Origin of the sequence: uncultured Kocuria sp., assembly GCF_947500125.1 — a bacterium.
In the GTDB taxonomy this organism is placed as follows: domain Bacteria; phylum Actinomycetota; class Actinomycetes; order Actinomycetales; family Micrococcaceae; genus Kocuria.
In genome coordinates, this window is the sequence record NZ_CANMRA010000007.1 from 1 (window position 1) to 23,888 (window position 23,888).

At 73.6% G+C, this 23,888-nt stretch carries 20 protein-coding genes; 8 read left to right on the forward strand and 12 right to left on the reverse strand.

The window, feature by feature from the left end; genetic code table 11:
- The first annotated feature begins 457 nt into the window (after nucleotides 1–457).
- Nucleotides 458–1,990: a DEAD/DEAH box helicase gene (locus tag Q0817_RS06460; protein ID WP_298585340.1), complete on the forward strand. Its 1,533-nt coding sequence runs from the start codon at nucleotides 458–460 to the stop codon at nucleotides 1,988–1,990.
- Between the two features lie 248 nt (nucleotides 1,991–2,238).
- Here Q0817_RS06460 and Q0817_RS06465 read toward each other — a convergent pair whose 3' ends face one another.
- Nucleotides 2,239–2,898, reverse strand: a complete 660-nt coding sequence (locus Q0817_RS06465; RefSeq protein WP_298585341.1) for an HAD family phosphatase — start codon at nucleotides 2,896–2,898, stop codon at nucleotides 2,239–2,241.
- Nucleotides 2,895–3,608: an HAD family phosphatase gene (locus Q0817_RS06470; RefSeq protein ID WP_298585342.1), complete on the reverse strand. Its 714-nt coding sequence runs from the start codon at nucleotides 3,606–3,608 to the stop codon at nucleotides 2,895–2,897. Before Q0817_RS06470 ends, Q0817_RS06465 begins: the two co-directional genes overlap by 4 nt.
- A 59-nt stretch (nucleotides 3,609–3,667) precedes the next feature.
- On the opposite strand from Q0817_RS06470, the gene Q0817_RS06475 reads away from it, so the two are divergent.
- Both Q0817_RS06475 and Q0817_RS06480 read left to right on the forward strand, forming a co-directional pair.
- On the forward strand, nucleotides 3,668–4,201 hold the full coding sequence (locus Q0817_RS06475; protein ID WP_298585343.1) for a hypothetical protein: 534 nt from the start codon (nucleotides 3,668–3,670) through the stop codon (nucleotides 4,199–4,201).
- 58 nt (nucleotides 4,202–4,259) lie between these two features.
- The gene (locus Q0817_RS06480) at nucleotides 4,260–4,811 is read left to right on the forward strand and encodes a DinB family protein (RefSeq protein ID WP_298585344.1); all 552 of its coding nucleotides are present in this window, start codon (nucleotides 4,260–4,262) and stop codon (nucleotides 4,809–4,811) included.
- Between the two features lie 97 nt (nucleotides 4,812–4,908).
- Here the strand turns inward: Q0817_RS06480 and Q0817_RS06485 are convergent, their stop codons facing one another.
- Together Q0817_RS06485 and Q0817_RS06490 are read right to left on the reverse strand one after the other, a co-directional pair.
- A complete protein-coding gene (locus tag Q0817_RS06485; protein ID WP_298585345.1) occupies nucleotides 4,909–5,337 on the reverse strand; it encodes a VOC family protein in 429 nt (142 codons plus the stop codon).
- 40 nt (nucleotides 5,338–5,377) lie between these two features.
- Nucleotides 5,378–7,480, reverse strand: a complete 2,103-nt coding sequence (locus Q0817_RS06490) for an acyltransferase family protein (protein WP_298585346.1) — start codon at nucleotides 7,478–7,480, stop codon at nucleotides 5,378–5,380.
- 284 nt (nucleotides 7,481–7,764) lie between these two features.
- Between Q0817_RS06490 and Q0817_RS06495 the strand changes: the two genes are divergently transcribed.
- Entirely contained in the window at nucleotides 7,765–8,370 is a 606-nt protein-coding gene (locus Q0817_RS06495) for a CDP-alcohol phosphatidyltransferase family protein (protein ID WP_298585347.1), read from the forward strand.
- On the opposite strand, the gene ppgK is transcribed toward Q0817_RS06495, so the two are convergent.
- From ppgK to Q0817_RS06535, 8 genes are all read right to left on the reverse strand, one after another.
- Nucleotides 8,340–9,176: a polyphosphate--glucose phosphotransferase gene (gene ppgK / locus Q0817_RS06500; RefSeq protein ID WP_298585348.1), complete on the reverse strand. Its 837-nt coding sequence runs from the start codon at nucleotides 9,174–9,176 to the stop codon at nucleotides 8,340–8,342. The two genes, Q0817_RS06495 and ppgK, sit on opposite strands and share 31 nt — an antisense overlap.
- Before the next feature lie 335 nt (nucleotides 9,177–9,511).
- Nucleotides 9,512–9,832 (reverse strand): hypothetical protein, encoded by a 321-nt coding sequence (locus Q0817_RS06505; protein WP_298585349.1) that lies wholly within the window; start codon nucleotides 9,830–9,832, stop codon nucleotides 9,512–9,514.
- A 553-nt stretch (nucleotides 9,833–10,385) separates the two neighbouring features.
- Complete coding sequence (locus Q0817_RS06510) at nucleotides 10,386–11,909, reverse strand: SulP family inorganic anion transporter (RefSeq protein WP_298585350.1); 1,524 nt, start codon at nucleotides 11,907–11,909, stop codon at nucleotides 10,386–10,388.
- Between the two features lie 245 nt (nucleotides 11,910–12,154).
- Complete coding sequence (locus tag Q0817_RS06515; protein WP_298585351.1) at nucleotides 12,155–12,523, reverse strand: MerR family transcriptional regulator; 369 nt, start codon at nucleotides 12,521–12,523, stop codon at nucleotides 12,155–12,157.
- Between the two features lie 130 nt (nucleotides 12,524–12,653).
- Nucleotides 12,654–14,339, reverse strand: coding sequence for a ribonuclease J (locus Q0817_RS06520; RefSeq protein ID WP_298585352.1), 1,686 nt, complete (start codon nucleotides 14,337–14,339; stop codon nucleotides 12,654–12,656).
- A gap of 342 nt (nucleotides 14,340–14,681) precedes the next feature.
- Nucleotides 14,682–15,563, reverse strand: a complete 882-nt coding sequence (locus Q0817_RS06525) for a ribonuclease Z (RefSeq protein ID WP_298585353.1) — start codon at nucleotides 15,561–15,563, stop codon at nucleotides 14,682–14,684.
- Between the two features lie 109 nt (nucleotides 15,564–15,672).
- Nucleotides 15,673–16,644, reverse strand: a complete 972-nt coding sequence (locus tag Q0817_RS06530) for a CapA family protein (protein ID WP_298585354.1) — start codon at nucleotides 16,642–16,644, stop codon at nucleotides 15,673–15,675.
- A gap of 224 nt (nucleotides 16,645–16,868) precedes the next feature.
- Nucleotides 16,869–18,233 carry an MFS transporter gene (locus tag Q0817_RS06535; RefSeq protein WP_298585355.1) on the reverse strand — a complete coding sequence of 455 codons (1,365 nt, stop codon included), beginning with the start codon at nucleotides 18,231–18,233 and terminating at the stop codon, nucleotides 16,869–16,871.
- 331 nt (nucleotides 18,234–18,564) lie between these two features.
- Here Q0817_RS06535 and Q0817_RS06540 point away from each other — a divergent pair, with 331 nt between their 5' ends.
- The 4 genes from Q0817_RS06540 (at nucleotide 18,565) to Q0817_RS06555 (ending at nucleotide 23,704) form a co-directional block, all read left to right on the forward strand.
- Nucleotides 18,565–19,230, forward strand: coding sequence for a GntR family transcriptional regulator (locus Q0817_RS06540; protein ID WP_298585356.1), 666 nt, complete (start codon nucleotides 18,565–18,567; stop codon nucleotides 19,228–19,230).
- 194 nt (nucleotides 19,231–19,424) lie between these two features.
- Complete coding sequence (locus Q0817_RS06545; protein ID WP_298585357.1) at nucleotides 19,425–20,615, forward strand: FAD-binding oxidoreductase; 1,191 nt, start codon at nucleotides 19,425–19,427, stop codon at nucleotides 20,613–20,615.
- Between the two features lie 60 nt (nucleotides 20,616–20,675).
- On the forward strand, nucleotides 20,676–22,085 hold the full coding sequence (locus tag Q0817_RS06550; RefSeq protein WP_298585358.1) for a 2-oxoadipate dioxygenase/decarboxylase family protein: 1,410 nt from the start codon (nucleotides 20,676–20,678) through the stop codon (nucleotides 22,083–22,085).
- Between the two features lie 92 nt (nucleotides 22,086–22,177).
- A complete protein-coding gene (locus Q0817_RS06555) occupies nucleotides 22,178–23,704 on the forward strand; it encodes an aldehyde dehydrogenase family protein (RefSeq protein ID WP_298585359.1) in 1,527 nt (508 codons plus the stop codon).
- Nucleotides 23,705–23,888 lie beyond the last annotated feature (184 nt).

Genomic DNA, 23,888 nt, shown 5'->3' on the forward strand with positions numbered 1-23,888 from the left:
AGCAGCTCCCACCGCTGAGCAGCGCTGAAGTGCTGCCGACGGGAAACACGCACTGGAACATCCATGACGGACACCTTCCCCGCCCCCAGTGTGTCGCACACCAGGCTGACACACAGGGAAAATGCCCGCATCTCGCACCGACGCGGTGAGTTCGGCGGAGGGGAGTGGGAGCGCGGCGGCGCAGGGCGCCGCCGTGCTCTGCACCACATCGCGGTCCTGCCGGGCTTCCCGTGCTGTAGGGTGAACGGTATTGCACATGGCACTGCTCCCCGTCGCCGGGTGAGCAGGCAGGCGTCGAGCACCCCTTTCTTCTTCCAGCGTGGCACCGTTCCAGACGGTTTCAGCCCGCTCGCAGGGGCTCCAGGAGTCATTCGGCGCAACCCGGCGCGCTACCCCCTTGCCGGGACATCCGATCGAAAGACGTATCCCAGTTTTGGCTACTTTCACCGACCTTGGCGTGCCCAAGGCCCTTTCCGCCGTCCTCGCCCAGCAGGGCATCGAGCAGGCGTTCCCCATCCAGGAGAAGACCCTCCCCGACTCGCTGGCCGGCCGCGACGTGCTCGGCCGCGGCAAGACCGGCTCCGGCAAGACCGTGGCCTTCGCGCTGCCGCTCGTGTCCCGGCTCGCCGGGCTGACCGGCAACGGCGCCCGCGCCGCCCGCCGGGCCAACCGGCCCACCGGCCTGGTGCTGGCCCCCACCCGTGAGCTGGCCACCCAGATCGACCGCGCGATCGCCCCGCTGGCCGAGGCCGCCGGGCAGACCACCACCGTCATCTTCGGCGGGGTCTCCCAGCGCAACCAGGAGAAGGCGCTCGCCAAGGGCGCCGACATCGTCATCGCCTGCCCCGGCCGGCTCGAGGACCTGCTGAAGCAGAACGTCCTCACGCTCGACGACGTCCGCGTGACGGTCATCGACGAGGCCGACCACATGGCCGACATGGGCTTCCTGCCCGTGGTCACCCGCATCCTCAAGCGCACCCCGCAGGGCGGTCAGCGGCTGCTGTTCTCCGCCACGCTCGACGGCGGCGTGGACAAGCTCGTCAAGCAGTTCCTGTCCAACCCCGTCAAGCACTCCGTGGACGCCCCGCAGGCGTCCGTGTCCACCATGGACCACCACGTGCTCGTCGTGGACGCGGACGAGAAGCAGGAGCTCATCGAGGCCCTGGCCTCCGGCACGGGCCGTCGCGTGATGTTCACGCGCACCAAGCACCGCGCCAAGAAGATGGCCCGCAAGCTCAGCCAGATGGGCATCCCCGCCGTGGACCTGCACGGCAACCTGTCCCAGAACGCCCGCGACCGCAACCTGGCCCAGTTCTCCGCCGGTGACGTGCGCGTGCTCGTGGCCACCGACGTCGCCGCCCGCGGCGTGCACGTGGACGAGGTCGAGCTGGTCGTGCACATCGACCCGCCCACCGAGCACAAGTCCTACCTGCACCGCTCCGGGCGCACCGCCCGCGCCGGCGCCTCCGGCTCCGTCGTGACGGTCGCCACCAAGGAGGAGCGCCGCGAGGTCACGCAGCTCATGAAGGCCGCCGGCGTCACCGCGAACTTCGACACCGTGACCGTCGGCTCCCCGGCCGTCACGGCGCTCGTGGGCGAGCTCGCCGAGAAGGTCGCCTACGTGCCGCAGCCCGTCCAGGACCAGGGCCGTCCGGCGGGCGGTCAGCGCTCCGGCGCCGGCCGTTCCGGCGGCCGTGCGGGCGCCCGTTCCGGCGGCAACCGCGGCCGCGGCGGACAGAACCGCTCCGAGCAGCCGCGCAACGCCTCCCGCGACCAGCGCACCGAGACCGGCAACCGCGCCGGCTCCCGCCCCGGCAACGGTTCGGCCTCCCGCTCGGCGGCGCCGGCGCGCTCCGCGGCGCCCACCCGCTCCGCGGCACCGGCGTACTCGACCGAGTCCGCGCCGGACCGCTCCACGCAGGCCGCGGCGCGTCGCCGCACCCGGAGCCCGCGCCGTGCGACCTCCCCCCAGGGCACCGCGACCCGCTGAGTCCCCGCACCACCCACGAGGGCCCGTCCTCTGCCGTCCCGCATCCCGCGGAACAGCAGGGGACGGGCCCTCGTGGTCGTCGGGCGGAGGGAGCCGGTCCGTGCCGGAACAGCAGGGGACGGGCCCTCGTGGTCGTCGGGCGGAGGGACCCGGTCCGTACAGGAACACCGGGGACGGGCCCTCGTGGTCGTCGTCGGGCGGAGGGAGCCGGTCCGTGCAGGAACACCGGGGGCGGGCCCTCGTGGTCGTCAGGCGGAGGGAGCCAGCCCGCGCAGGAACTCCAGGGTGACGTCCGTGTGGGAGGCCACGAGCACGAAGCCGGGCGCGGGCTCCACCGGCAGCTCGCCGGGCACCACCACCACCGGCATCCCGGCGGCTGCCGCGCTCGCCGCCCCCGTCTGCGAGTCCTCGATCGCCACGCACCGTGCCGGGTCCACGCCCAGCCGCCGCGCCGCGAGCAGATAGGGCTCCGGGTGCGGCTTGGCGTGCTCCACGTCCTCCTGGGAGACGACCACCCGCAGCACCTCGGGCGCCCCGGACGCGGTGCCCTCCGCGACCACGGTGAGGGCGTTCGTCACGACGGCCCCGGGGATGCCGGCCCGTTCCAGCTCGGTCAGCAGATCGCGCATGCCGGGCAGGAACGGGACCTCGCCCGTGAGCGAGGCCGCGACCTCCCGCCCGAGCTCGGCGGTGATGGCCTCGACGGTCCCCTCGGCGCCGCGCTCGACCATCAGCCGCGCCGACGCGGGCACCGTCCTGCCCAGCGTGGCGAGGTCGTCCTCGGCGCTCCAGCCGACGCCGTAACGGCCGGCCACCGTCCGCTTGGCCACGGCCCACTGGGGCTCGGAGTTCACGAGGGTGCCGTCGTGGTCGAACAGGACGGCGGCGGGGAAGTCTGGGGAGTTCACGGGCGGGTCTCCTGCACGGGGTGGAAGGGCGACGACGGGGACTGCGGGTCCAGCGACCGCAGCAGCTCGAGAGTCAGCTCCCGGTGGGATCCCAGGTGCAGCATCCCGGGGCCCCGCTCGACCTCCATCTCGCCGGGGACGACCACCGTGGGGATGCCGGCCGCGACGCCCGCGGCGGCCCCGGCGGGGGAGTCCTCGACCACGACGCAGCCGGCGGGGTCCACCCCGAGGCGGCGCGCCGCCGTGAGGTAGGCGTCCGGGTCCGGCTTGGGGCGGACCCCCTGCGCGTACTCGTCCGTGCCGATGACCACCCGGAACAGGCCCTCCGGAGCCGTGGCAGCGGTGTGGTGGCCCATCGCCGAGCTCGCGTTGGTGACGATCGCCGCGGGGATCCCCGCGGCCGCCAGGTCCTCGAGGAGATCTGTGATCCCGTCGATGAAGGTCAGCTCCGTGCCCTCCAGGACACGGACGCTGTGCTCGAAGACCGCCCGGAACAGTTCGTCCTCGCCGAGCGGCACGCCGACCTGCTGCATGCGGGCGATCGTCGCGGCGACCGGGCGGCCCAGGGTCGCGAGCGAGTCCTCGGAGGTCCAGAGCAGACCGTGCTCGGCGGCGAGGTTCTGCTTGGCCCGGTCCCACAGCGGTTCGGTGTCGACGAGGGTCCCGTCGTGGTCGAAGAGGACGGCGTGCGGAAATCCGGGGGAGGGCATGCGCTCCAGCCTACCGGGACGGCCGGGAGCCGCGGGCGCCCGTCGATAGACTGGCGGGCGTGGAGACAGCCCTCGACCGCGTGCCGCACCACCCCACCGCCGCGCAGCGTGCCGTGCCCGTCCTCGGGGTCCCGGCGGCGCTGCTGCTCGGGGCGTGGATCGCCGTGGGCCGCGGTCTCGCCGGGGCCGCCGGCGACCTGGTGCTGCTGTACACCCTGACGCTGGCCCTGCCGCTGACCGTGCTGCTCCTGGTGGCGAGCGCGATGCTGGGCCGGGACGCCCGCGCCCACGTGCCGCCCGGGGCGTCCCTGCGGTCCTCGCTGACGATGCCCGCGGCGTGGGCCGTGCTCCTCGGCTTCGGCACGGTCCTCCCGGACCGTGTGGACGGCACCGGCGTCTCCGTGCTGACGCGGGCCACCGACCCCGTCCACCTGGGTCTGTCCGCGGGGTTCGCCAACACCCTCGGCATCCTCTCGTTCGTCCTGGCGAGCGCCACGGTGGTGCTCGCCGCGACCGACCTGCGCCGGACCCGCCGCATCCAGCGCGGGGAGCCGGTCAGCGAGGACGAGATCCTGGACCGGCAGGGACTGTGAACCGCCCGGGCCCCACGGGGTCTCGCCGCGCCTGGTGGAGCCCCGGTAGATTGACCGCATGAGCACCGAGCGCACCGGCACCCCCGACACCTCCCCGGTCCCGCCGGAGACCAAGGACTGGACCGTGGTGCTCGAGCGGGGCTGCCCCGACTGCGGGTTCGACCCGCGCTACGACGTCACGACCACGGGGGAGCGCGCCAGGGCCACGGTCGAGCGCTGGGCGGCGGTCCTCGACCGGCTCGGCATGACGGACCGGCCCCGCCCGGGGACGTGGTCCCCGCTGGAGTACGCGTGCCACGTCCGGGACCTGTGCCGGGTCTTCCGCGAGCGACTGCGGCTCATGCTCGAGGAGGAGGACCCCGTCTTCGCGGACTGGGACCAGGACGCCGCCGCGGTGGGGGAGCGGTACAACCTGCAGGACCCCTACGAGGTCTCGGGGGAGCTCGCGCAGGAGGTCCGCGCCACCGCGGACGCCTTCGACGCCGTGACCGCGGAGCAGTGGGCCCGGACCGGCCGGCGCGGGGACGGCAAGGACTTCACCGTGGCGAGCTTCGCGGCGTACTTCCTGCACGACGTCGAGCACCACCTGCGCTTCGACGTGCGCGGCTGAGCCCGGCCGCGGCTGAGCCCGGCCGCCACTGAGCCCGGCCGCCGAGGAACTCGCTGCGGCCCGGCCGTCCGGTGCCGGCCGGAACGGGCGGGGCCGTTCAGCCGAGGTGCACGGTCCCGTCGTCGTCGACCCGCCATCCCGGGTTGTGCGCGATCTCCCAGACCACGCCGTTGGGATCGGCGACGTGCGCGTGGAAGACGCCCCCGAAGGCGCCCGGTCGCGGTCCCGTCAGGACGGTGCCGCCCGCGGCGGCCATGGCGTCGACCGCCGCACGGACGGAGGCCTCGTCCGCCACGTTGTGCGCGAGCGTCAGCCCCTGCGCCGGGGACGCCGCCGGGAGGCCGAGGTCCTCGGCGAACTTCGCGGCGTCGAACAGGCCCAGCACCGTCCCGGGGGCGATCCGGAAGAAGAGGATCTCGCCCGGGACGTCGAGCAGCGGCTCCCAGCCGAGGCCCCGCACGTAGAACCCCCGGGCGGCGTCGAGGTCCGGGGTGGACAGGGTGAGAAAGTGCACGCGAGGGTCCACGGCGGCCTCCTGGAGCTCCGGGGGCGGGAACGACCCCGCCTCACCAGCCCAGCGTAGACGTCAGCCGCTCCTCGACGTCAGGGGTCAGCGTGGCCCCGTAGCTCGAGGTGACGTGGTCGAGGTCCCGGTAGACGACGACGTTGCCGACCACCGCGGGGCACACGTCCGCCGTGCAGAGCCGGTCCGTGAGGTCCACGACGTGCAGGCCCTCGTGCCGGGCGGCGACCTCGAGCAGCGGGTTGACGTCCAGGAGCGCCTCGGAGCGGGGCTCGTTGCACCGCGGGTGGTCCGCCCCGTAGGTCTCGACGCACTCGAACATGTCGTACGGGAACCGGGGGTTGTCCCGGAAGGCGACCACCGGCAGCCCGGCCTCGAGCAGCGGGGCGATCCCCTCCTCGTAGCCGTCCTCGAGCTCCTCGTGCGGGGCCTGGGCGAGGCTGCGGGTCCCGATCGTGAGCACCGCGTCCGGCCGCTGCTCGAGGGCGGCGTCCCGGGCGGCGGCGTTGAAGTCGTTGCACGCGTCGCTGCGTCCGGGGGACCCGGCCGCGTACCGGCACCCCATGCGGAGGTAGCTGATCACCGCCCACCCGCGGCGCTCGGCGGCGCGGGTGACGGGCGTCAGCAGCTGCATCGCGTGGGAGTCGCCGATGACCACGATCGTGCGCGACGGCGCGGTGCCGTCGGTGGGTCCTACGGCCCAGCAGTCACCGAGCTCCCCGATGGCCTCCAGCCCGTCCCCGGGGGCGCACTCCAGGCCCGTCTCTCCCCACTCGGTCTCGCGCTCCGCGTCGGTCGGGACGGGCGGGACGCCCGTGGGGGCCGTGGCCTCGCCGCGCAGCACCGCGGCCCCCGGGTAGTTCTCCTCGCTGCGCTCGAGCCCCTGCTGCTGGGCGGTGCGCAGCAGCGTGCCACCCTGGGCGGCACCCACGGGGACGGCCACGAGCAGCAGGGTGGCGACCAGCCTGGTGAGGTCCCCCGCGCCCGGCAGCGGCCGCCGCGCCAGGGTCCGCCAGGCGTGCACCAGCAGCACGGGCAGCCGGGTCAGCGGGGCGGTGGCCCAGGTGAGGAGCAGGGAGCCGAGGAGGATGCCGACCCCGTGCGCCACCGGCACGTCCTCGCGGACGGTGACCAGGGCGTAGGCGATGAGCAGCGGCCAGTGCCACAGGTAGACGCCGTAGGCGTGGTCCCCGAGCCGGACGAGCGGACGGACCGTGAGGATCCGGTCCACCCCGCCGCGGGTCCCGGTCGCGAGTGCCCCGGCCAGCAGCACGGCCGCGGCCCCGAGAGTGGGCGCCAGGGCCACGGAGCCGGGGAAGCGGGTCTGCGCGTCGACCACGAAGGGCGTCGCCACGACCGTCGCCAGCCCCGCCCACCCGAGGCCGGCCGCGAGCCCACGGCGGGCCGTGGAGGCCGAGGCCCCGGGACGGGACAGGGCGGCGACGGCGAGCGCGGCCAGCGAACCGAGCGCGAACTCCCACAGCCGGGCGGAGGTGTCGAAGTAGGCGGCGTCCGGGGAGGCCGCGGTGGCGAGCACGGACCGGGCCAGGGACGCCGCGAGGACCACCGTGAACAGGATCCCGGCCAGGACCCGGAAGCGCGCTCCGGTCCGGTGCGCCGCCCAGGCGGTGCCGGCCAGCAGCAGGGGCCAGAGCAGGAAGACCTGGCCCTGCACCGACAGGGACCACGTGTGCTGCAGCGGGGTGGAGGCGGCGCCGCCGCCGGCGTAGTAGTCGACCGCCTCGGCGGCCAGGACCCAGTTCTGGACGTAGAGCAGGGAGCCCCAGGCGTGGCCCACCAGGGTCTCCCAGCGGCTGGGCGGGAAGAGGAGCAGGACCACGGCCAGCACCGCCAGCAGCATCACCGCGAGGGGCCCGAGGAGGCGGCTGAAGGTGCGCAGCCAGTACGCGCGCAGGGCCAGGGGCCTGCCGCTCTCCACGCGGCGCACGAACGAGCCGGTGAGCAGGAACGCGGAGAGGACGAAGAAGACGTCGACCCCGCCGGAGACACGGTCGGTCCAGACGTGGAACGCGACGACGAGGAGCACGGCGACCCCGCGCAGCCCCTGGACCTCGGGGCGGTGGACCGGGCCGGCGGCGCGCTCCGCCCGGGACGTGGGCGTGCGCTCGGTGGTCAGCAGGGTCACGGGGGCTCCGGGCGGGGTCGGGATCCGCCCCGGCGCGGGCGGGGCACCGGCGGGGGCGCTGCCCGCCGGCAGCGGCGATCAGCGGCTCCGGGGGAGGGAGGGCGGGGCAGGACGGGGGACCGGCCTCGCAGAGAGTAGCGCAGGGGCGGGACCAGGGACAACGCGAACGGGCCGGCCCGCGCCGGTCCGGGCCCCGCGCGGAGCGCCGACGGACTACCCTCGGAAGCAGCAGGGGCGGTCCCCGGAGCCGCCCGCACCGGGCATCAGGAGAGCGGGAAGGCCAGATGACACAGCACCAGGACGCGGTCGAGCCGGCGGATTCGCCGTACTACCACCGCGTGCTCACGGTGCCCAACGTCGTCTCGGTGGTGCGCTTCGCGCTCATCGTCCCGGCCGTGCTCGCCGTCCTCGACATCGACGAGCGGCCGGTGCTCGCACTGGTCCTCGTCGCCCTCTTCTCCCTGACGGACTGGGTCGACGGCACCCTGGCCCGGGCGCTGAAGCAGCGCAGCCGGGTCGGCGAGGTCATGGACCCCATCGCCGACCGGCTGGGGACCGTGGCGATCGCCGTGGCCGCGAGCATCGTCGGGCTGTTCCCGTGGTGGGTCCTGATCGTCATCGCGGTCGTCGACGTCGTGGTGGGGATCGCCACCCTCGTCCGGCGCTCCCTCGGCGCGCTGCGGGTCACGACGGTCGGCAAGGCGAAGACCGCTCTGCTCATGGTGGGAACCGTGCTCGTCCTGGCCGGGCCGGCGTGGTCCAGCCCGGAGGTGACGGACGTCGGCCGGGTGATGGTCCAGGTGGCTGCCGTCCTGCACGTCCTGGCGGGCGTGCAGTACTTCCGGCAGGCCCTTCGGGGTCAGCCCTCCGCGGGCGGCACGGCGAGGTAGGCGTGCCGGGCGGCGCCGATGATGCCCGCCGCGTTGCGCAGCTCGGCCGGGACGACTCGCGTGTCCAGGCGCAGCCGGGGCAGGAAGTCCTCGTGCCGGGCGGAGATCCCGCCGCCGACCACGATCAGGTCGGGGGAGAAGAGGAACTCCAGATGCGAGAAGTACTGCTGGAGACGCTCGGCGTAGTCGGGCCAGTCCAGCCCGTCCCGCTCCCTGGCCACCGCCGAGGCCCGCACCTCGGCGTCGACCCCGCCGAGCTCCAGGTGGCCCAGCTCCAGGTTGGGCACGAGCTTCCCGTCCACGAACAGCGCCGAGCCGATGCCGGTGCCCAGGGTGATGACCAGGACGGTGCCGCTGCTCCCGCGCCCGGCGCCGTAGCGGAGCTCGGCCAGGCCCGCGGCGTCGGCGTCGTTGAGGACCTGGACGGTGCGGCCCAGGCGCTCCGTGAGGAACCGGTGGACGTCCAGCCCGATCCAGGCGTCGTCGATGTTCGCGGCGGAGCGCGCCACGCCGTGGCGGATGATCGCGGGGAGCGCGACCCCGACGCTGGCCTCCGGGTGCGGTGCCCCCGGACCGGCGGAGAGCTCCTGCACGAGGAGCACGAGCTGCTCCGCGAGGGCATCCGGCGTGGCGGGCACGGGGGTGGGGCGCTGGAGGACCGGGGTGGTCAGCGTGCCGTCGGCCATGTCCACGGCCGCGTACTTGATCAGGGTGCCGCCGACGTCCACCCCGATGTGGTGGCGGTGCAGGGTCGACCAGCCGGTCGGTGCGGGCGGCGGGGCGGTGCTGGGCGAGGGGTTGGCCATCCGACATCCTAGGGTCGAGGTGGGTCACGGGACGACGACGGGCGCGCTGCGGCCGGCTCGGCGAGCCCGACCGGGTGCGGTCCGACGTCGGGACCGGCACCGCGGACCATTCTGCCACCGCGGCCGCCGCAGCCGTGGCGAAGGCGCGGCGGTGGGGCCCGGGAGGAGCAGACGCGGCGGTGTGGTGGCGCGGTGGAGAGAGCGCGGCGGTGGGCTCGCCGTGGTGGGGCGAGGGTGGAGCAAGCGCGGCAATGGGGTCGCCGTGGTGGGGTCGCGGTGGTGGGGTCGCCGTGGTGGGAGCGCGGTGGAGACGGTGCTCCGGGTGAGGCGGCGGCTCAGGCGCGCGGCCAGGTGCTCGGCGTGCTGCCGCGGTCCTGCGGTCCGGTGTCGTTCCGGGCGCCCTCGATCTCCCAGGAGAACGGCACCCGGGCGACGGGTGCGCCCCGGACGAGGTCGTTGACGGCGCGGGCGAGCAGGTTGCGGTGGGCGACGGGCAGTCTCAGGCACCCGTGCAGGTAGGCGTCGACCTCCAGCGTCCCGGCCTCGCCGCCGAGCTGGAAGTAGTGCCACCACAGCCGGGTGAGTTCGAGATCGGCGCGCTCGACGGCGTGCCGGGCGAGACGCGCCTGCACGGCTCCGATCCTGTCGTCGTCCACGGGTCCCCCACTGTGGTGCTGCGGTGCGGAGACGGCCCCGGACCGGGCGCGACGCTGCGCAGCGGTCCGGGACCGTCCGTGGCGGTGCGATGGCACCGCCGCCCCCACCATGCTTCCGGGTTGCCTGCCGGGGCACCATTCGACGCCCGAACCGGTGCGTTTTCCGGACCGTGGGTGCCTCCTCCGGACAGCCGTGCCAGGACGGACCGGCCGCTCTGCCGTCGAGGCGGGGACCAGGAGCGCCGGAAGGCCAGGAGCGCCGGACGTCGCCGCCACGCAGAAAAGGAGCGGGGCGGCCCCCCAGCCGGCCCCGCTCCTTGCTGCTCCCACGCACGGACCGTGTCCCTGCGGCGCTCCGGAATTCCGGAGATGGCGCACTGTCGTTCGACGGTGCGGGAGCCGGGGGATGATCCTCGACGGACCACAGAATCCCCTGGTGAAAAGCAAGAATGGTCGATCCTGTGGAGATCGGCAAGACCCCTGTTGTGACCCAGTTCACATGCAGACACAAAGGGTTGTGATCGCAAATGAGTCTCCCGCCGGCTCCCGCCGATCAGTGCTCGTTGCTGAGCATCCCGCCCAGGCGCACCCGCATCCGGCGGCTCGCCTGGTTGAGGCCGACCACCCTGACGTCCTTGCCGTAGTGGGCGTACTTGTCGGTGACCGAGTCCAGGGCCGCGACGGTGGAGGCGTCCCACAGGTGCGAGTCGGAGAGGTCGATGACGACCCGCTGCGGGTCCCCGGCGTAGTCGAACATCGTGTAGAGGTCGTTGGAGGAGGCGAAGAACAGCTCCCCGTGCACGGTGTAGACCGCCGTCTCCCGGCCGTCGCGCCGCTCGAGCTCACGGTCGACGGTGACGAAGTGGGCGACCCGGCGGGCGAAGGCGACCATCGCCACGAGCACGCCCACGATCACGCCCAGGGCGAGGTTGTGCGTCCACACGGTCACGGCCACGGTGGAGAGCATCACCAGGGTCTCCGGGACCGGCATCCGCGACAGGGTCGAGGGGCGGATCGAGTGCCAGTCGAAGGTCGCCCAGGACACGAAGATCATGATCGCCACCAGCGCGGCCATCGGGATGACCGCCACGACCTCACCGAGGGTGACGACGAGGATCAGCAGGAAGACCCCGGCCAGGAAGGTGGAGATGCGGGTGCGGGCCCCGGAGGCGCGCACGTTGATCATGGTCTGGCCGATCATCGCGCACCCGCCCATCCCGCCGAAGAAGCCGGTCACGATGTTGGCCGCGCCCTGGGCCCAGGACTCGCGGGTCTTGTCGGAGCGGGTGTCGGTGATGTCGTCGACGAGCTTGGCCGTCATCAGCGACTCGAGCAGGCCCACCAGCGCCATGGTCAGCGCGAACGGGGCGACGATCCGGAAGGTCTCCAGGTCCAGCGGGACGTCGGGGAAGAACAGTGAGGGCAGGGACTCGGGCAGCTCGCCCTTGTCGCCGACGCTGGGCACGTCCATGCCCATCGGCACCACGATCGCGGTGATCACCACGATGGCCACCAGCGGCGCCGGGACCACGCCGGTGAGCCTGGGGAACAGGAACACGATGCCCAGGCCCAGGGCCGTGAGCGGGTAGACGGCCCAGGGCACGCCGATCAGCTCGGGGATCTGGGAGCTGAAGATCAGGATGGCCAGGGCGTTGACGAAGCCCACCATGACCGACCGGGGGATGAAGCGCATCAGCCGTGCCGCCCCGATCAGGGCCAGCACCACCTGGAAGACCCCGGCCAGGATGACGGCGGCGATGAAGTAGTCCAGGCCGTGCGAGGCCACCAGCGGGGCGATCACCAGGGCCACCGCGCCGGTGGCCGCGGAGACCATCGCCGGCCGGCCGCCCAGGACGGAGGTGGTCACGGCCATGGTGAAGGACGCGAACAGGCCCAGACGGGGGTCCACCCCGGCGATGATCGAGAAGGCGATGGCCTCGGGGATGAGCGCCAGGGCGACCACGAGCCCGGCCAGGACCTCCGTCTTGAGGTGGCGGGGGGACCGGAGGGTCAGGCGCACCGACTGGCGCTGCTCGGGTGCCAGATCGGCTGCGGGGCCGGCTGTCGTGGTGGCCAAGGAGGCTCCGTTCGCAGGGGAGGAGGGCAGGGGAGGAGGGCAGGGCGGAAGGGCAGGGGCACTCCGGGTGGTGTGCGTGCACGGGGCGCGGCGTCGCGCGAGAGCTGCGGCGTCCGGGCGCGGAGGTGCGCCGGTGCGGGCCGCACGGCAACTCTACCCTGGCGTCAGGGTAGAGTCTGCGGCTGCGGCGCGGAGGAGATGCGTCTCACACTCCGCCGAGGGCGCCGAGGGCGCCGAGCGGCCGGTCACCGGCCGAGCCGTTGCTCCAGCAGTGCGATGAACTCGTCCGCCTGGGCCAGTTTCCTGGCCAGCCGGTCCCGCTCCGGGTGGGCCCGCTCGAGGTAGTCGGCCAGCCGTGCCTCGGCGGGCTCGTCGGCGCCGAGCAGGTCGAGCAGCTCGGCCATCTCCTCCAGGGAGAAGCCCAGCGGCTTCATCCGCTTGATGTGGGTGAGCCGTTCGACGTCCCGCTCGGTGTACACGCGGAACCCGCCCTCGGTGCGCGAGGCCGGCAGCAGGCCCACCTCGTCGTAGTGGCGGATGGTGCGCAGGGACAGCTCGGTCCGCTCGGCGAGCTCGCCGATCTGCATGGTGCCTCCACGGACGCGCTGCGGCATCGAACGACCTCCAGAAATCAGGGGACCCCGAGTCTACCAACCGCCCGGCTCCGACGACGGGGCCGGGCGCGGGGCCGGCCCCGGGCTCCACGCGTCCCGCCCGGTCCCGGGACCGGGCGGGACGTGCGGCTCAGGCGTCGACGACGACGACGGTGACCAGCGGGGCCCGCCGGTAGGCGCGCTCCAGGTGGCGGGACACGGTCTCGGCGATGATCGACTCGAGCTTGTCGAGGTCGGTGACCTTGGACGTCGCCGGGCGGGCCAGGGCGTTCTTCACCTTGTCGGCGGCCCCGTCGAAGATGTGCTCGTCGTGGACGAAGCCCTTGGCGATGAACTCGAGCGGCTCGGCCAGGGCATTGGTGTCGGCGTCGACGATCGCCACGACCGTGACCACCCCGCCCTCCTGCAGCAGCCGGCGCTCCACGAGCGTCTCCTCGGTGACCTTGCCCACGGTGTGGCCGTCGACGTAGACCAGGCCGGCCTCGACCTGCCCGGAGATCCGGGCCCGGCCCTCCACGAGGTCGATGACGGTGCCGTCCCGGCCGATCAGCACGTTCTCCGGATCCACCCCGGTGCGGATCGCGAGCTCGGCGTTGGCGTGCAGGTGCTTGGACTCCCCGTGCACGGGCAGCACGTGGGTGGGCTGGACGATGTTGTAGCAGTAGATCAGTTCCCCGGCCGAGGCGTGGCCGGAGACGTGCACCTTGGCGTTGCCCTTGTGCACGACCTTCACCCCGAGGTCGGTGAGCTTGTTGATGATCCCGTAGATCGCGTTCTCGTTGCCGGGGATCAGCGAACTCGCCATGAGCACCGTGTCCCCGGCGTTGAGCTGGATCTGGTGGGTCTCGCTCGCCATGCGCGAGAGCGCGGCGAGGGGCTCGCCCTGGGACCCGGTGCACACCAGCGCCACCTTGGCGTCGGGCATGGACTGGAGCTTCTTGAAGTCGACCACCAGGCCCCGGGGGATCTTCAGGTAGCCCAGGTCCCGGGCGATGCCCATGTTCTTCACCATGGACCGGCCCACGAAGGCGACCTTGCGCCCGTGGGCGTGGGCGGCGTCGAGGACCTGCTGGATCCGGTGGACGTGGCTGGCGAAGCTGGAGACGATGATCCGCTTCGGGGCGGTGGCGAAGACGTGGTCGATCGCCGGGGTCAGCTCCTTCTCGGAGGTGGTGAACCCGGGGACCTCGGCGTTGGTGGAGTCGGTGAGGAACAGGTCCACACCCTCCTCGCCCAGCCGCGCGAAGTGGCGCAGGTCGGTGATCCGGTCGTCCAGCGGGAACTGGTCCATCCTGAAGTCACCGGTGTGCAGCACCAGCCCGGCGTCGGTGCGGATCGCCACGGCCAGGCTGTCCGGGATCGAGTGGTTGACCGCGACGAACTCGCACTCGAACGGGCCGGCCTTGTGGAGGTCCCCGGCCTCGACGTGGACGGCCTTCGGGGTGATCCGGTGCTCCTTGAGCTTGGAGGTGATGAACGCCAGGGTCAGCTCGGAGCCGATCACCGGGATGTCCGGGCGCTCCTTGAGCAGGTACGGCACGCCCCCGATGTGGTCCTCGTGGCCGTGCGTGAGCACGATCCCCACGATGTCGGACAGCCGGTCGCGGATGGAGGTGAAGTCGGGCAGGATCACGTCGATGCCCGGCTGGTGCTCCTCGGGGAACAGCACCCCGCAGTCGACGACGAGCAGCTTCCCGGCGATCTCGAAGACGGTCATGTTGCGCCCGATCTCGCCCAGACCGCCCAGCGGGGTGACCCGCAGGCCTCCGGAGGGCAGCGCGGGCGGGGACTTGAGCTTGCGGGAGGAATTGGTCAAAGGATTCCGCTTTCGTCGTGGGGTCGTGCGAGGTGGCGCGGACGGCTCTCGTGGAGCGCGGGCCGCGTGCGGGGCCGGATTGCCCCGAGAAGTCTGGGACAACTCTAACGTCGTGTCAGGGTCGAAGGGGACCGCCGGGCGGCACGGACGTGCGCCGGCCCGCTCCGTGAAGGCTCCAGGGCGGCCCGGGGGACGCGCCGGAAGGCCGGGGGAACACTGCGGGAAGGCCCTCGGGAAGGCCCGCGGGAAGGCTCCGGGAAGTCTCGGGGAAGGGGCTCCGGACAGGCCCGGGGAGGGCTCCCGGGAGGTGATGACCAGGGGGCGGGGCCGGGGGACGACCGGTCAGCGTCCGTGCGGGAACGGGATCCGGTCCAGGTCCTCCGCGGCCAGCACGGTCGCTCCGCCGGCGCGGTCGCGGGCCTGCTCGGCGAGCCGGGAGACGTCGGTGTACCGCGACGAGAAGTGGGTGAGGACCAGTGTGCCGACGCCACCGCCGGCGGCCAGCGCGCCGGCCTGGCCGGCGGTGAGGTGGCGGTGCCGCGCGGCGAGGCCGGCGTCGTCGTCGGCGTACGTGGACTCGGCCATGAGCAGGTCGGCCCCGTCGGCGAGCTCCTCGGCACCCGGGCACGGCGCCGTGTCCATGACGAGGGCGAAGCGCCGGCCCGCCCGCGGCCTGCTCACGTCCTCGAGGCGCACCCCGCTCAGCCGCCCCTCCCGCTGCAGCCGCCCGATGTCCGGGCCGGAGACCCCTGCCGCCGCGAGCCGGTCCGGCAGCATCGTGCGGCCGTCGGGCTCCACGAGCCGGTAGCCGTAGGTCTCCACGCGGTGGTCCAGCGGCCGCACCTCCAGCTGCGGCGCCACCGTCCCGCCGCCGCCGTGCGGGTGCAGCCGCAGGTCCGTGCCGGGGGTCGCGAGGGAGACCAGGGCGCGGACCACGTCCTCGCCGGAGGCCGGGTAGTGCAGGTGGACCGGGTGCGGCACGCCGTCGAGGGCCATGCGCGAGAGCACCCCGGGCAGCCCGTAGCAGTGGTCGCCGTGGACGTGGGTGAGGCAGATGCGCGTGATCCGGTGGGACGGGACGCCCGCGTGCGTCATCTGCCGCTGCGTTCCCTCGCCCGGATCGAAGAGCAGGCCCTCGCCGTCCCACTGCAGCAGGTACCCGTTGTGGTTGTGGGTCCGCGTCGGGACCTGGGAGGCGGTGCCGAGGACGACGAGCTCACGCATGGGTCCGAGTGTGCCACCCCGGCCCGGATCTGCTCAGGGCCTGCCCGGACCTCTGCTCAGGGATCTGTTCAGGGGTCTGCGCACCGCGCAACGGCGAGTGCGGAGGGCGTCAGCTCAGCGGGATGTCGAGGCACTGCTCGTCCTCGTGCCACGTGCACGGTGTGCCCAGTTCGGCGCTGAGCCGCTCCATCCGCCGCGCGACGGCCCGGGCCTCGACGGTGGCCCTTCTCGCCCGGAGGTCCTCGATCACCGTGGGGTGCAGGCGCAGGCGGCGGGGCAGTCCGTCCTCGACGTCGAGCAGGAAGACGAACGACTGGTCGTTGCGCTCCACGGGATGGACGGCGTAGTCATCGACGAAGTCCCCGGCGCTGTAGACCACCGGTCGGCCGCGGTGCACCTCGACGCCCCGGAAGACGTGGGCGGAGTGGCCGAAGACAACGTCCGCCCCGGCCTCCACCAGCGCGTGGGCGAACGCGCGGTGGTCCTCCGGCACCTCCTCGCCCCAGTTGGGGCCCCAGTGGGCGGAGACGACGAGGAGGTCGGTGCGCTCCCGGGTCCGCCGGACCAGCTCGAGGAGCTCTCGCGCGCGACCGTCCGCGAGACGGACGGGCACGTGGTGGACGCCGGGGGAGCCGGGACCGGCCGCCCAGCCCGGCTCGTTGTCCGTGAAGGCGAGAAAGCCCACCGCGGTCCCGGCCCGGGTGCAGAGCGCGGGCCGTCGTGCCGACTCCGCGTCGGGTCCCGCTCCGGTGTGCAGGATGCCGTGCTCGTCGAGGACGGGGAGCATCTCCTGCAGGGCCTGGACACCGTAGTCGAGCACGTGGTTGTTGGCGAGGGAGACGATGTCGACACGGGCCGCCCCGAGGCTCGCGACGTTCTTGCGGTCCGAGCGGAAGTGGAACCTCTTGCCGGGCCAGGGGGCGCCGTGGTCGGCGAGCACGCACTCGAGGTTCGCGAACCGCAGGTCCGCCTGCTCGAGCAGGGGGAGGACGTCCCCCCACGGATGGGCCGGGTGCTCGCGCCGCAGCCGCTCGTTGACCAGCCGGCCGAGCATGACGTCGCCGATCAGCGCGATCCTCATGAGCTGCCCCCCTCCCGGGTTGCTCCCATCGTGGCCCGGAGGTCCGGGCCGGGCAAGAGGGCCGGGAGGAGCGGCCGGCCGGGTCCGAGGGGCGCACCCCGCCCGGAGTCCGGAAGGCTCCGGGCACGAGGGGCCGTGCACGCTCCCGGAACGGCTCCGCCGGCGCTGCCTGCACGGACGCAGGCAGCGCCGGCGGTCACCGGGTGCGGGTCACCGGTGAGAGGTCACCGGCCGAGATCGGCCCAGCTCCTCGTCCGGGTGCTGTCCGCCGGGACCGGCCCGGCGTACGCCGGCTCGGGCAGGAGCACGACCAGGCCGGAGGCGATGCGGACGGCCCAGGGCGCACGGGCGTCCACGGAGGAGGACAGGGCGGAGGACACGGGGGCGGCCCCCGTCCGGTGCAGGCGCGCCGCGTAGCCGAGGACCAGCAGGCCGGCCACGGCCAGGCCCACACCGACCCAGGCGGGGGAGCGGTAGCCCCAGCCGGCGGAGATCACGGCGCCGCCGAGGAAAGCGCCCATGGCGTTGGCCAGGTTGAACGCCGCGTGGTTCATGGCGGCGGTCAGGGACGGGGCGTCCTTGGCCTCGCGCAGCAGGCGCATCTGCAGCGCGGTGCTGAAGAGGGCGCCCATGACGCCGATCCACAGCACGCCCAGGACGGCCGCGACCGCGGAGTGGGCGAACAGGCCGAAGAAGGCGAGGGCCACCCCGGAGACGGCTCCCGCGCCCAGGGCGGTCTTCTCGATGGAACGGTCCAGCAGCGGGCCCGCGAGCAGGGAGCCGGCGGTCATGCCCACGCCGTACACGGCCAGCACCCACGGCACCAGCGAGATGTCGAGGCCGCTGAGCTCGGTCAGGATCGGGGAGACGAACGTGTAGACCGCGAACATGCCGCCGAAGCCGACCGCCCCGGCCACGAGGGTCAGGGCCACCTGGGGCCGGCCCAGGGCGCGGACCTCCTGGGACACGGAGACGCCGCCGGTGTTGACCGTGCGGGGGACCCACAGGGCGAGGGCCGCCACGGTCAGCAGGCCGATGATCACCACGAGCCCGTACCCCGAGCGCCAGCCCAGGGCCCCGCCGAGCACGGCGGCCAGCGGGACGCCCACGATGTTGGCGACCGTCAGGCCGAGAGCCACCCGGGCCACGGCCGTGCCGCGGCGCTCGCGCGGCACCAGGGAGGAGGCCACCACCGCGGCGACCCCGAAGTAGGCGCCGTGGGGCAGACCGGAGAGGAAGCGCGCCACGTACAGCCACTCGAGGGTCGGCGCGGCCGCCGACAGGACGCTGCCGAGGGTGAACGCGGTCATCAGACCCATCAGGAGCGTCTTGCGCTCCACCCGGGCGGTCAGGGTCGTGATCAGGGGCGCGCCGACGACCACGCCCAGGGCGTAGAGGGCGATGGCGTGCCCGAGGGAGGGGATGGAGGCGCCGAGGTCCTCGGCGATGAACGGCAGCAGGCCCATCGAGGCGAACTCGGTGGTGCCCACGCCGAAGCCGCCGAGGGCGAGGGCGAAGAGTGCGAGACGGGTGCCGGTGCGGTCCGGGGCGTTGATCACCTGGAGCACGGCAGTGCGAGGTGCGGACATGGCAGATCCTTCCGTGTGGACCAAAGGGGGGTGTGGAAGGCGCGTCGTCGGGCCGAACTGGTTGAACCTCCGACATTACGGGCGATGTCGAGGACCTCCAAGGGTTCGGGCATGTGATCTTGGACAGATCGGGTACCTGTGTGATATGCATCGCGCTCCCTTCCGTCGGGGTGGGGAGCGGCCCGGAGCCCCTGTCGTCGTCGGGCAGGACCCGGCTGCACGGCACGGGGGCGGTGCCCGTCGAGCGGGTCGGGCCGACTGCTATGTTTCCCAGGAGTCGACAGGCCTCCTCCGGGGGTCGCTCGGGACGCAGGACGGGCCGGGAGGGCAGATGGGGCGAATCGACCCGTGGGGCGACGGTCTCCAGCCCGCGGAACTCTCCCGCTCCACCCTCAAGGACTCGACCGAGGCCCTGATCCGCCGTGCCCTGCTGAGCGGGGCCATGAAGCCCGGCGAGATCTACTCCGCCAACGGCCTCGCGGCCCGTCTCGGGGTGTCCAACAGCCCTGCGCGGGAGGCCATGATGTCGCTGGTCAACAAGGGACTGCTCGAGCTCGTGCGCAATCGCGGCTTCCGCGTGGTGGAGCTCACGGACCGCGACAAGCAGGAGGTCTACGACCTCCGCCGCCTCATCGAGGTGGAGGCGGTGCGCCGCGTGGCCGCGGCCGGCGTTCCGGCCGAGCAGGCCGCGCTGCTGCGGACGCTGACCGAACGGACCGTGGAGGCCGCCGGCGCGGACGGCATGCCCGAGTATCTCGAGGCCGACCAAAGGTTCCACGTGGCGCTCGTGGACCTGCTCGGCAACAGCCGGTGGACGGCGATCGTGGAGAACCTGCGGGACCAGTCCCGCATCAACGGCTCCTATCACCTGCAGGAGCGGGGCCTGGTCCGGAGCAGCGCCGAGGAGCACCGGGGCATCACCGAGGCCGTCGTCGCCGGGGATCCCGAGCTCGCCGCGCAGCGGATGATCCGGCACCTGGACTACGCCTGCCCCTGAGGGGCCGGGCGCCGGCCGGGCGCCGGCCGGGGCCGAACCGCAGAGCGGCCCCGGCGCGGGCCCCGCCTCGACGACGAGCGTCATCCCTTGACCCGCGCGGACCGCCCGATCATGCTGGTTATCGATAACCGATGAGGTGGAGTGGCTGGGCCGGACGGCGCACTCCGCACGGAGCAGCGCCGAGGGAGGCCCCCGTGCCGGACCAGATCGTCCCGCTGGACCCGAGCTTCGCCACGGCCCAGCCACCGGCCGCCGACGTCGTCGTCGTCGGCGGCGGGATCATGGGCCTGAGCACGGCCTGGCACCTCGCGTCCCGGGGGGTGCGCAACATCGTGCTGGTGGAGCGCGCCGAGCTGGGCAGCGGGTCCTCCGCCAAGCCCCTGGGCGGGGTGCGAGCCAACTTCTCCGACCCGGGCAACATCGAGCTCGGCCGCCGCTCGCTGGAGGCCTTCCGACGGTTCCCCCAGCGGTTCGGGGCGGACATCGGGTTCCAGCAGGTGGGCTATCTCTTCCTCGGCCGGTCCGGGGCGGAGGTCGACGACCTGGAGGGAGCCACCTCGGTCCAGAACGCCCTGGGGGTCGACAGCCGCATGGTGTCCCCCCGCGAGGCCGCCGAGATCAACCCGCTGCTCGACCCCGCGGCGCTGGTGGGGGCCTCGTTCTCCCCGGGGGACGGATTCGCCGCCCCGGGCGCCGTGGTCGCCGCCTACGCCGCCGCCTCCGTCGAGCTCGGGGTGACGGTGCTCGACCGCACCCAGGTGGTCGACGTCCAGCGCACCGCCGCCGGCATCGAGTCGGTGACCACCCAGCGGGGGACGATCCGCACGGGTGCGCTCGTGTGCTGCGCCGGGGCGTGGAGCGCCGGGATCGGAGTCATGGTCGGGGTGGACCTGCCCGTCACCCCGGTCCGGCGCCTCATCGGCCTCACGCGCCAACGGCCCGTCGTCTACCCGCGGGTGCCCTTCACCCTGGACCTCTCGACCACGTTCTACCACCACAACTACCGCAACGGCCTGCTGCTGGGCATCTCCCACGAGCAGGAGCCCGGTTTCGCCCGGGAGTTCGACTTCGACTGGCTGCCCGAGCTCAACGCCGCCGCCGCCGTCTGCGCCCCGCAGCTCGAGAACCCGGACCTGGAGGGCGGCTGGGCCGGGCTGTACGAGAACACCCCGGACCGCAACGCGCTCATCGGCGAGGCGCGCGGGCTGCCCGGCTTCTTCTACGCCACCGGGTTCTCCGGGCACGGGTTCCTGCAGGGCCCGGCCGTGGGGGAGCTGGTGGCCGACCTCTACCTGGGCCGACCGTCCTTCCTGGATCCTCGCCGCTTCTCCGCCGACCGCTTCCGCGCCGCCGAGTCCGTGCTGCGCGAAGTGAACATCATCTGACCCGTCCCCCGTCCCCCGTCCCCCGTCCCCCGTCCCCGTCCGAGGAGAGGAACCCCCACCATGACCTTCCAGCAGCTGTGGCAGCTGCGGGCCCGGTTCGCCCGCCGGCTGTCGGTGATGTACGGCCGGGAGGTGCCGGCCTACACCACCCTGGTCGACGTCTCGGCCGCCGTGAACGAGGACCACCTGGCCCGCCACGGCGCCGACGCCGAGCGCCTGGGCAGCATCGACCGCGTCACGGCCGAGCGCCACGGCGCGATCCGGGTGGGCTCGCCGCGGGAGCTGGCGCAGGTGGCCCGCGTCTTCGCCGCCTTCGGCATGCACCCGGTGGGCTTCTACGACCTGCGCGACGCCTCGGCGTCCTCCGTGCCGGTGGTCTCCACCGCCTTCCGCCCGACCGACCCCGAGGAGCTCGCCCGGAACCCGTTCCGGGTCTTCACCTCGATGCTGGCCGCCGACGACCCCCGCTTCTTCGACCGGGAGCTCCAGCGGCAGCTCGAGGAGTTCATCGGCCACCGCACCCTCTTCCCGCAGGAGCTGCTGGACCTGGCCGACCGGGCCGCCGAGCACGGCGGTCTGGCGGAGCCCGACGCCGAGCGGCTGCTGGACCTGGCCACCGGGTCCTTCGAGCTCTCCGCCGAACCGGTCGACCACGCCTGGTACCGGAGGCTCGAGGCGGTCTCGGCCGTGGCCGCCGACATCGGCGGGGTCCCCACCACCCACATCAACCACCTCACCCCGCGCGTGCTCGACATCGACGACCTCTACGCCCGCATGGAGGCGCTCGGGATCGCCATGATCGACGAGATCCAGGGCCCGCCCCGGTGGGACGGCCCCGACGTGCTGCTGCGCCAGACCTCCTTCCGTGCGCTGGCCGAGGACCGGGTCTTCCGCTTCGAGGACGGCACCGTGGGGCCCGGTGCGCTGCGGGTGCGCTTCGGGGAGGTCGAGCAGCGCGGCGTCGCCCTCACCCCCGCCGGGCGCGACCTCTACGACCGGATGGTCGCCGAGACCGACCGCCGGCTGGCCGCCGGGGAGGGCCGCGGCGTCCGGGTCGACGTCGCCCGCACCGTGTGGGAGGAGAACCTGCCCCGGACCGAGAAGGAGCTGGCCGTCCAGGGGCTGGCGTACTTCACGTACGCGCTCGACCGGGACGCCCTGGCCCGGGCCGGCGAGTCCGTTCCCGGCCCGGGCGTGAGCCTCGAGGTGCTGATCGAGGCCGGCGTCGCGGTGCCGCAGCCGATCGTCTACGAGGACTTCCTGCCGCGCTCGGCCGCCGGGATCTTCCGGTCCAACCTCACCGACGAGGGCTTCCGCGACGACGCCCAGCGCGGCACCGACTACGACCTCACCGTCCTGTCCGACGTCGTCGGCCGTCCCGTCGCCGACCCCCACGACCTGTACCGGCGTCAGCAGGACGCGTCGGTGGCCCGGCTGCGCGAGGAGCTCGCCGCCGTCGCCGCCCGCTGAGCACCCCGCCCGACCTCTCGTCCCGATCCCGAGCCCGCCACGGAAGCCGCACCCCGCACGAACGAGCACCCGTCAGCACCAGGAGGAGCACCATGTCCCAGACCGTCCAGGAGACCACCCTCGCCGCCGAGGTCCGCCGCGCCCTCCGGGCCTGCGGCGTCGACGTCGACGCCCTCTCCGGCGGGCTCGAGGCCCGCAGCCCGCTCACCGGCGAGGTGCTGGTGACGCTGCCGCGGGCCACCGGGGACGACGTCACCGCGGCCGTCGACAGGGCCCACCGGGCCTTCCCGCACTGGCGGGACGTCCCGGCGCCGGTGCGCGGGGCCGTGGTCAAGCGGTGGGGCGAGCTGCTGACCGAGCACCAGGACGACCTCGCCGTGCTGGTGCAGGCCGAGGCCGGCAAGATCACCTCCGAGGCCCGCGGCGAGGTCCAGGAGATGATCGACATCTGCGACTTCGCCGTCGGACAGTCCCGCATGCTCTACGGCCGGACCATGCCCTCCGAGCGCCCCGGGCACCGGCTGATGGAGACCTGGCACCCGCTGGGGGTCGTCGGGGTGATCTCCGCCTTCAACTTCCCCGTGGCCGTCTACTCCTGGAACACCGCCCTCGCCCTGGTCTGCGGGGACACCGTGGTGTGGAAGCCCTCCGAGGCGGCCGTGCTCTGTGCCCTCGGCGCCGACGCGCTGCTGCGCCGTGCCGTCGAGGACTGCGGTGCGCCCGCGGGGATCCACCAGCTCGTGCTCGCCGACCGCGCGGGCGGCGAGCACCTCGTCGACGACCCCCGGGTCGCGCTGGTCTCGGCGACCGGCTCGGTCCGGATGGGCCGCGAGGTCGCCCCGCGCGTGGCCGCCCGCTTCGGCCGGCTCCTGCTCGAGCTGGGCGGCAACAACGCCGCCGTCGTCGGGCCGAGCGCCGATCTCGATCTCGCGCTGCGGGGGATCGTGTTCTCCGCCGTGGGCACGGCGGGGCAGCGGTGCACCACCATGCGGCGCCTGATCGTGCACGAGTCCGTCGTGGACGACCTCGTCGAGAAGCTCGTGCAGGCCTACGGCACGCTCAGCATCGGGGACCCCCGCGAGGCCTCGAACCTGGTCGGACCCCTGATCGACGGAAACAGCCACGACGCCATGCAGCAGGCGCTGCGCGCCGCCCAGGAGCAGGGCGGCACGGTCCTGACCGGGGGCCGGCGGGTGCTGGCGGACGAGCAACCGGGCGCCTTCTACGTCGAGCCGGCCATCGTGCGGATGCCCGCCCAGAGCGCGGTCGTGCAGGAGGAGACCTTCGCCCCGATCCTCTACGTGCTCACCTACTCGGAGTTCGCCGAGGCGATCGAGCTGCACAACGGCGTGCCGCAGGGCCTGTCCTCGGCGATCTTCACCAACGACCAGCTCGAGGCGGAGCGCTTCCTCTCCTCGGCCGGCTCCGACTGCGGCATCGCCAACGTGAACATCGGCACCTCGGGCGCGGAGATCGGCGGGGCGTTCGGCGGCGAGAAGGAGACCGGCGGCGGCCGCGAGTCGGGCTCCGACTCGTGGAAGAACTACATGCGCCAGGCCACCAACACCGTCAACCACTCCGGTGAGCTGCCCCTGGCCCAGGGCGTCGAGTTCCTCTGAGCCACCGGTCCGGGGCGCCGGTCCGGGGCCGCCCGTCGTCCTGCGCCGGGGTGCGTCACGAGCCGGCGGGACCTGGCCGACCGCTGTCCGTCTGGCCTGGAGTCACCAGTGATCAGCACACTGCTGAACGGCGGTACGGGACTGTGCGGCACTCGGGCGCCGGCACTCGCGCCGTCGGCCACGG

Bases quoted from the DNA above. Each gene is read 5' to 3' on its own strand.
- Q0817_RS06555 (WP_298585359.1), top strand. From the start codon at position 22,178: ATGTCCCAGACCGTCCAGGAGACCACCCTCGCCGCCGAGGTCCGCCGC.
- Q0817_RS06495 (WP_298585347.1), top strand. From the start codon at position 7,765: ATGACACAGCACCAGGACGCGGTCGAGCCGGCGGATTCGCCGTACTAC.
- Q0817_RS06470 (WP_298585342.1), bottom strand. From the start codon at position 3,608: ATGCCCTCCCCCGGATTTCCGCACGCCGTCCTCTTCGACCACGACGGG.
- Q0817_RS06530 (WP_298585354.1), bottom strand. From the start codon at position 16,644: ATGAGGATCGCGCTGATCGGCGACGTCATGCTCGGCCGGCTGGTCAAC.
- Q0817_RS06535 (WP_298585355.1), bottom strand. From the start codon at position 18,233: ATGTCCGCACCTCGCACTGCCGTGCTCCAGGTGATCAACGCCCCGGAC.
- Q0817_RS06540 (WP_298585356.1), top strand. From the start codon at position 18,565: ATGGGGCGAATCGACCCGTGGGGCGACGGTCTCCAGCCCGCGGAACTC.
- ppgK (WP_298585348.1), bottom strand. From the start codon at position 9,176: ATGGCCAACCCCTCGCCCAGCACCGCCCCGCCGCCCGCACCGACCGGC.
- Q0817_RS06480 (WP_298585344.1), top strand. From the start codon at position 4,260: ATGAGCACCGAGCGCACCGGCACCCCCGACACCTCCCCGGTCCCGCCG.
- Q0817_RS06550 (WP_298585358.1), top strand. From the start codon at position 20,676: ATGACCTTCCAGCAGCTGTGGCAGCTGCGGGCCCGGTTCGCCCGCCGG.
- Q0817_RS06515 (WP_298585351.1), bottom strand. From the start codon at position 12,523: ATGCCGCAGCGCGTCCGTGGAGGCACCATGCAGATCGGCGAGCTCGCC.
- Q0817_RS06525 (WP_298585353.1), bottom strand. From the start codon at position 15,563: ATGCGTGAGCTCGTCGTCCTCGGCACCGCCTCCCAGGTCCCGACGCGG.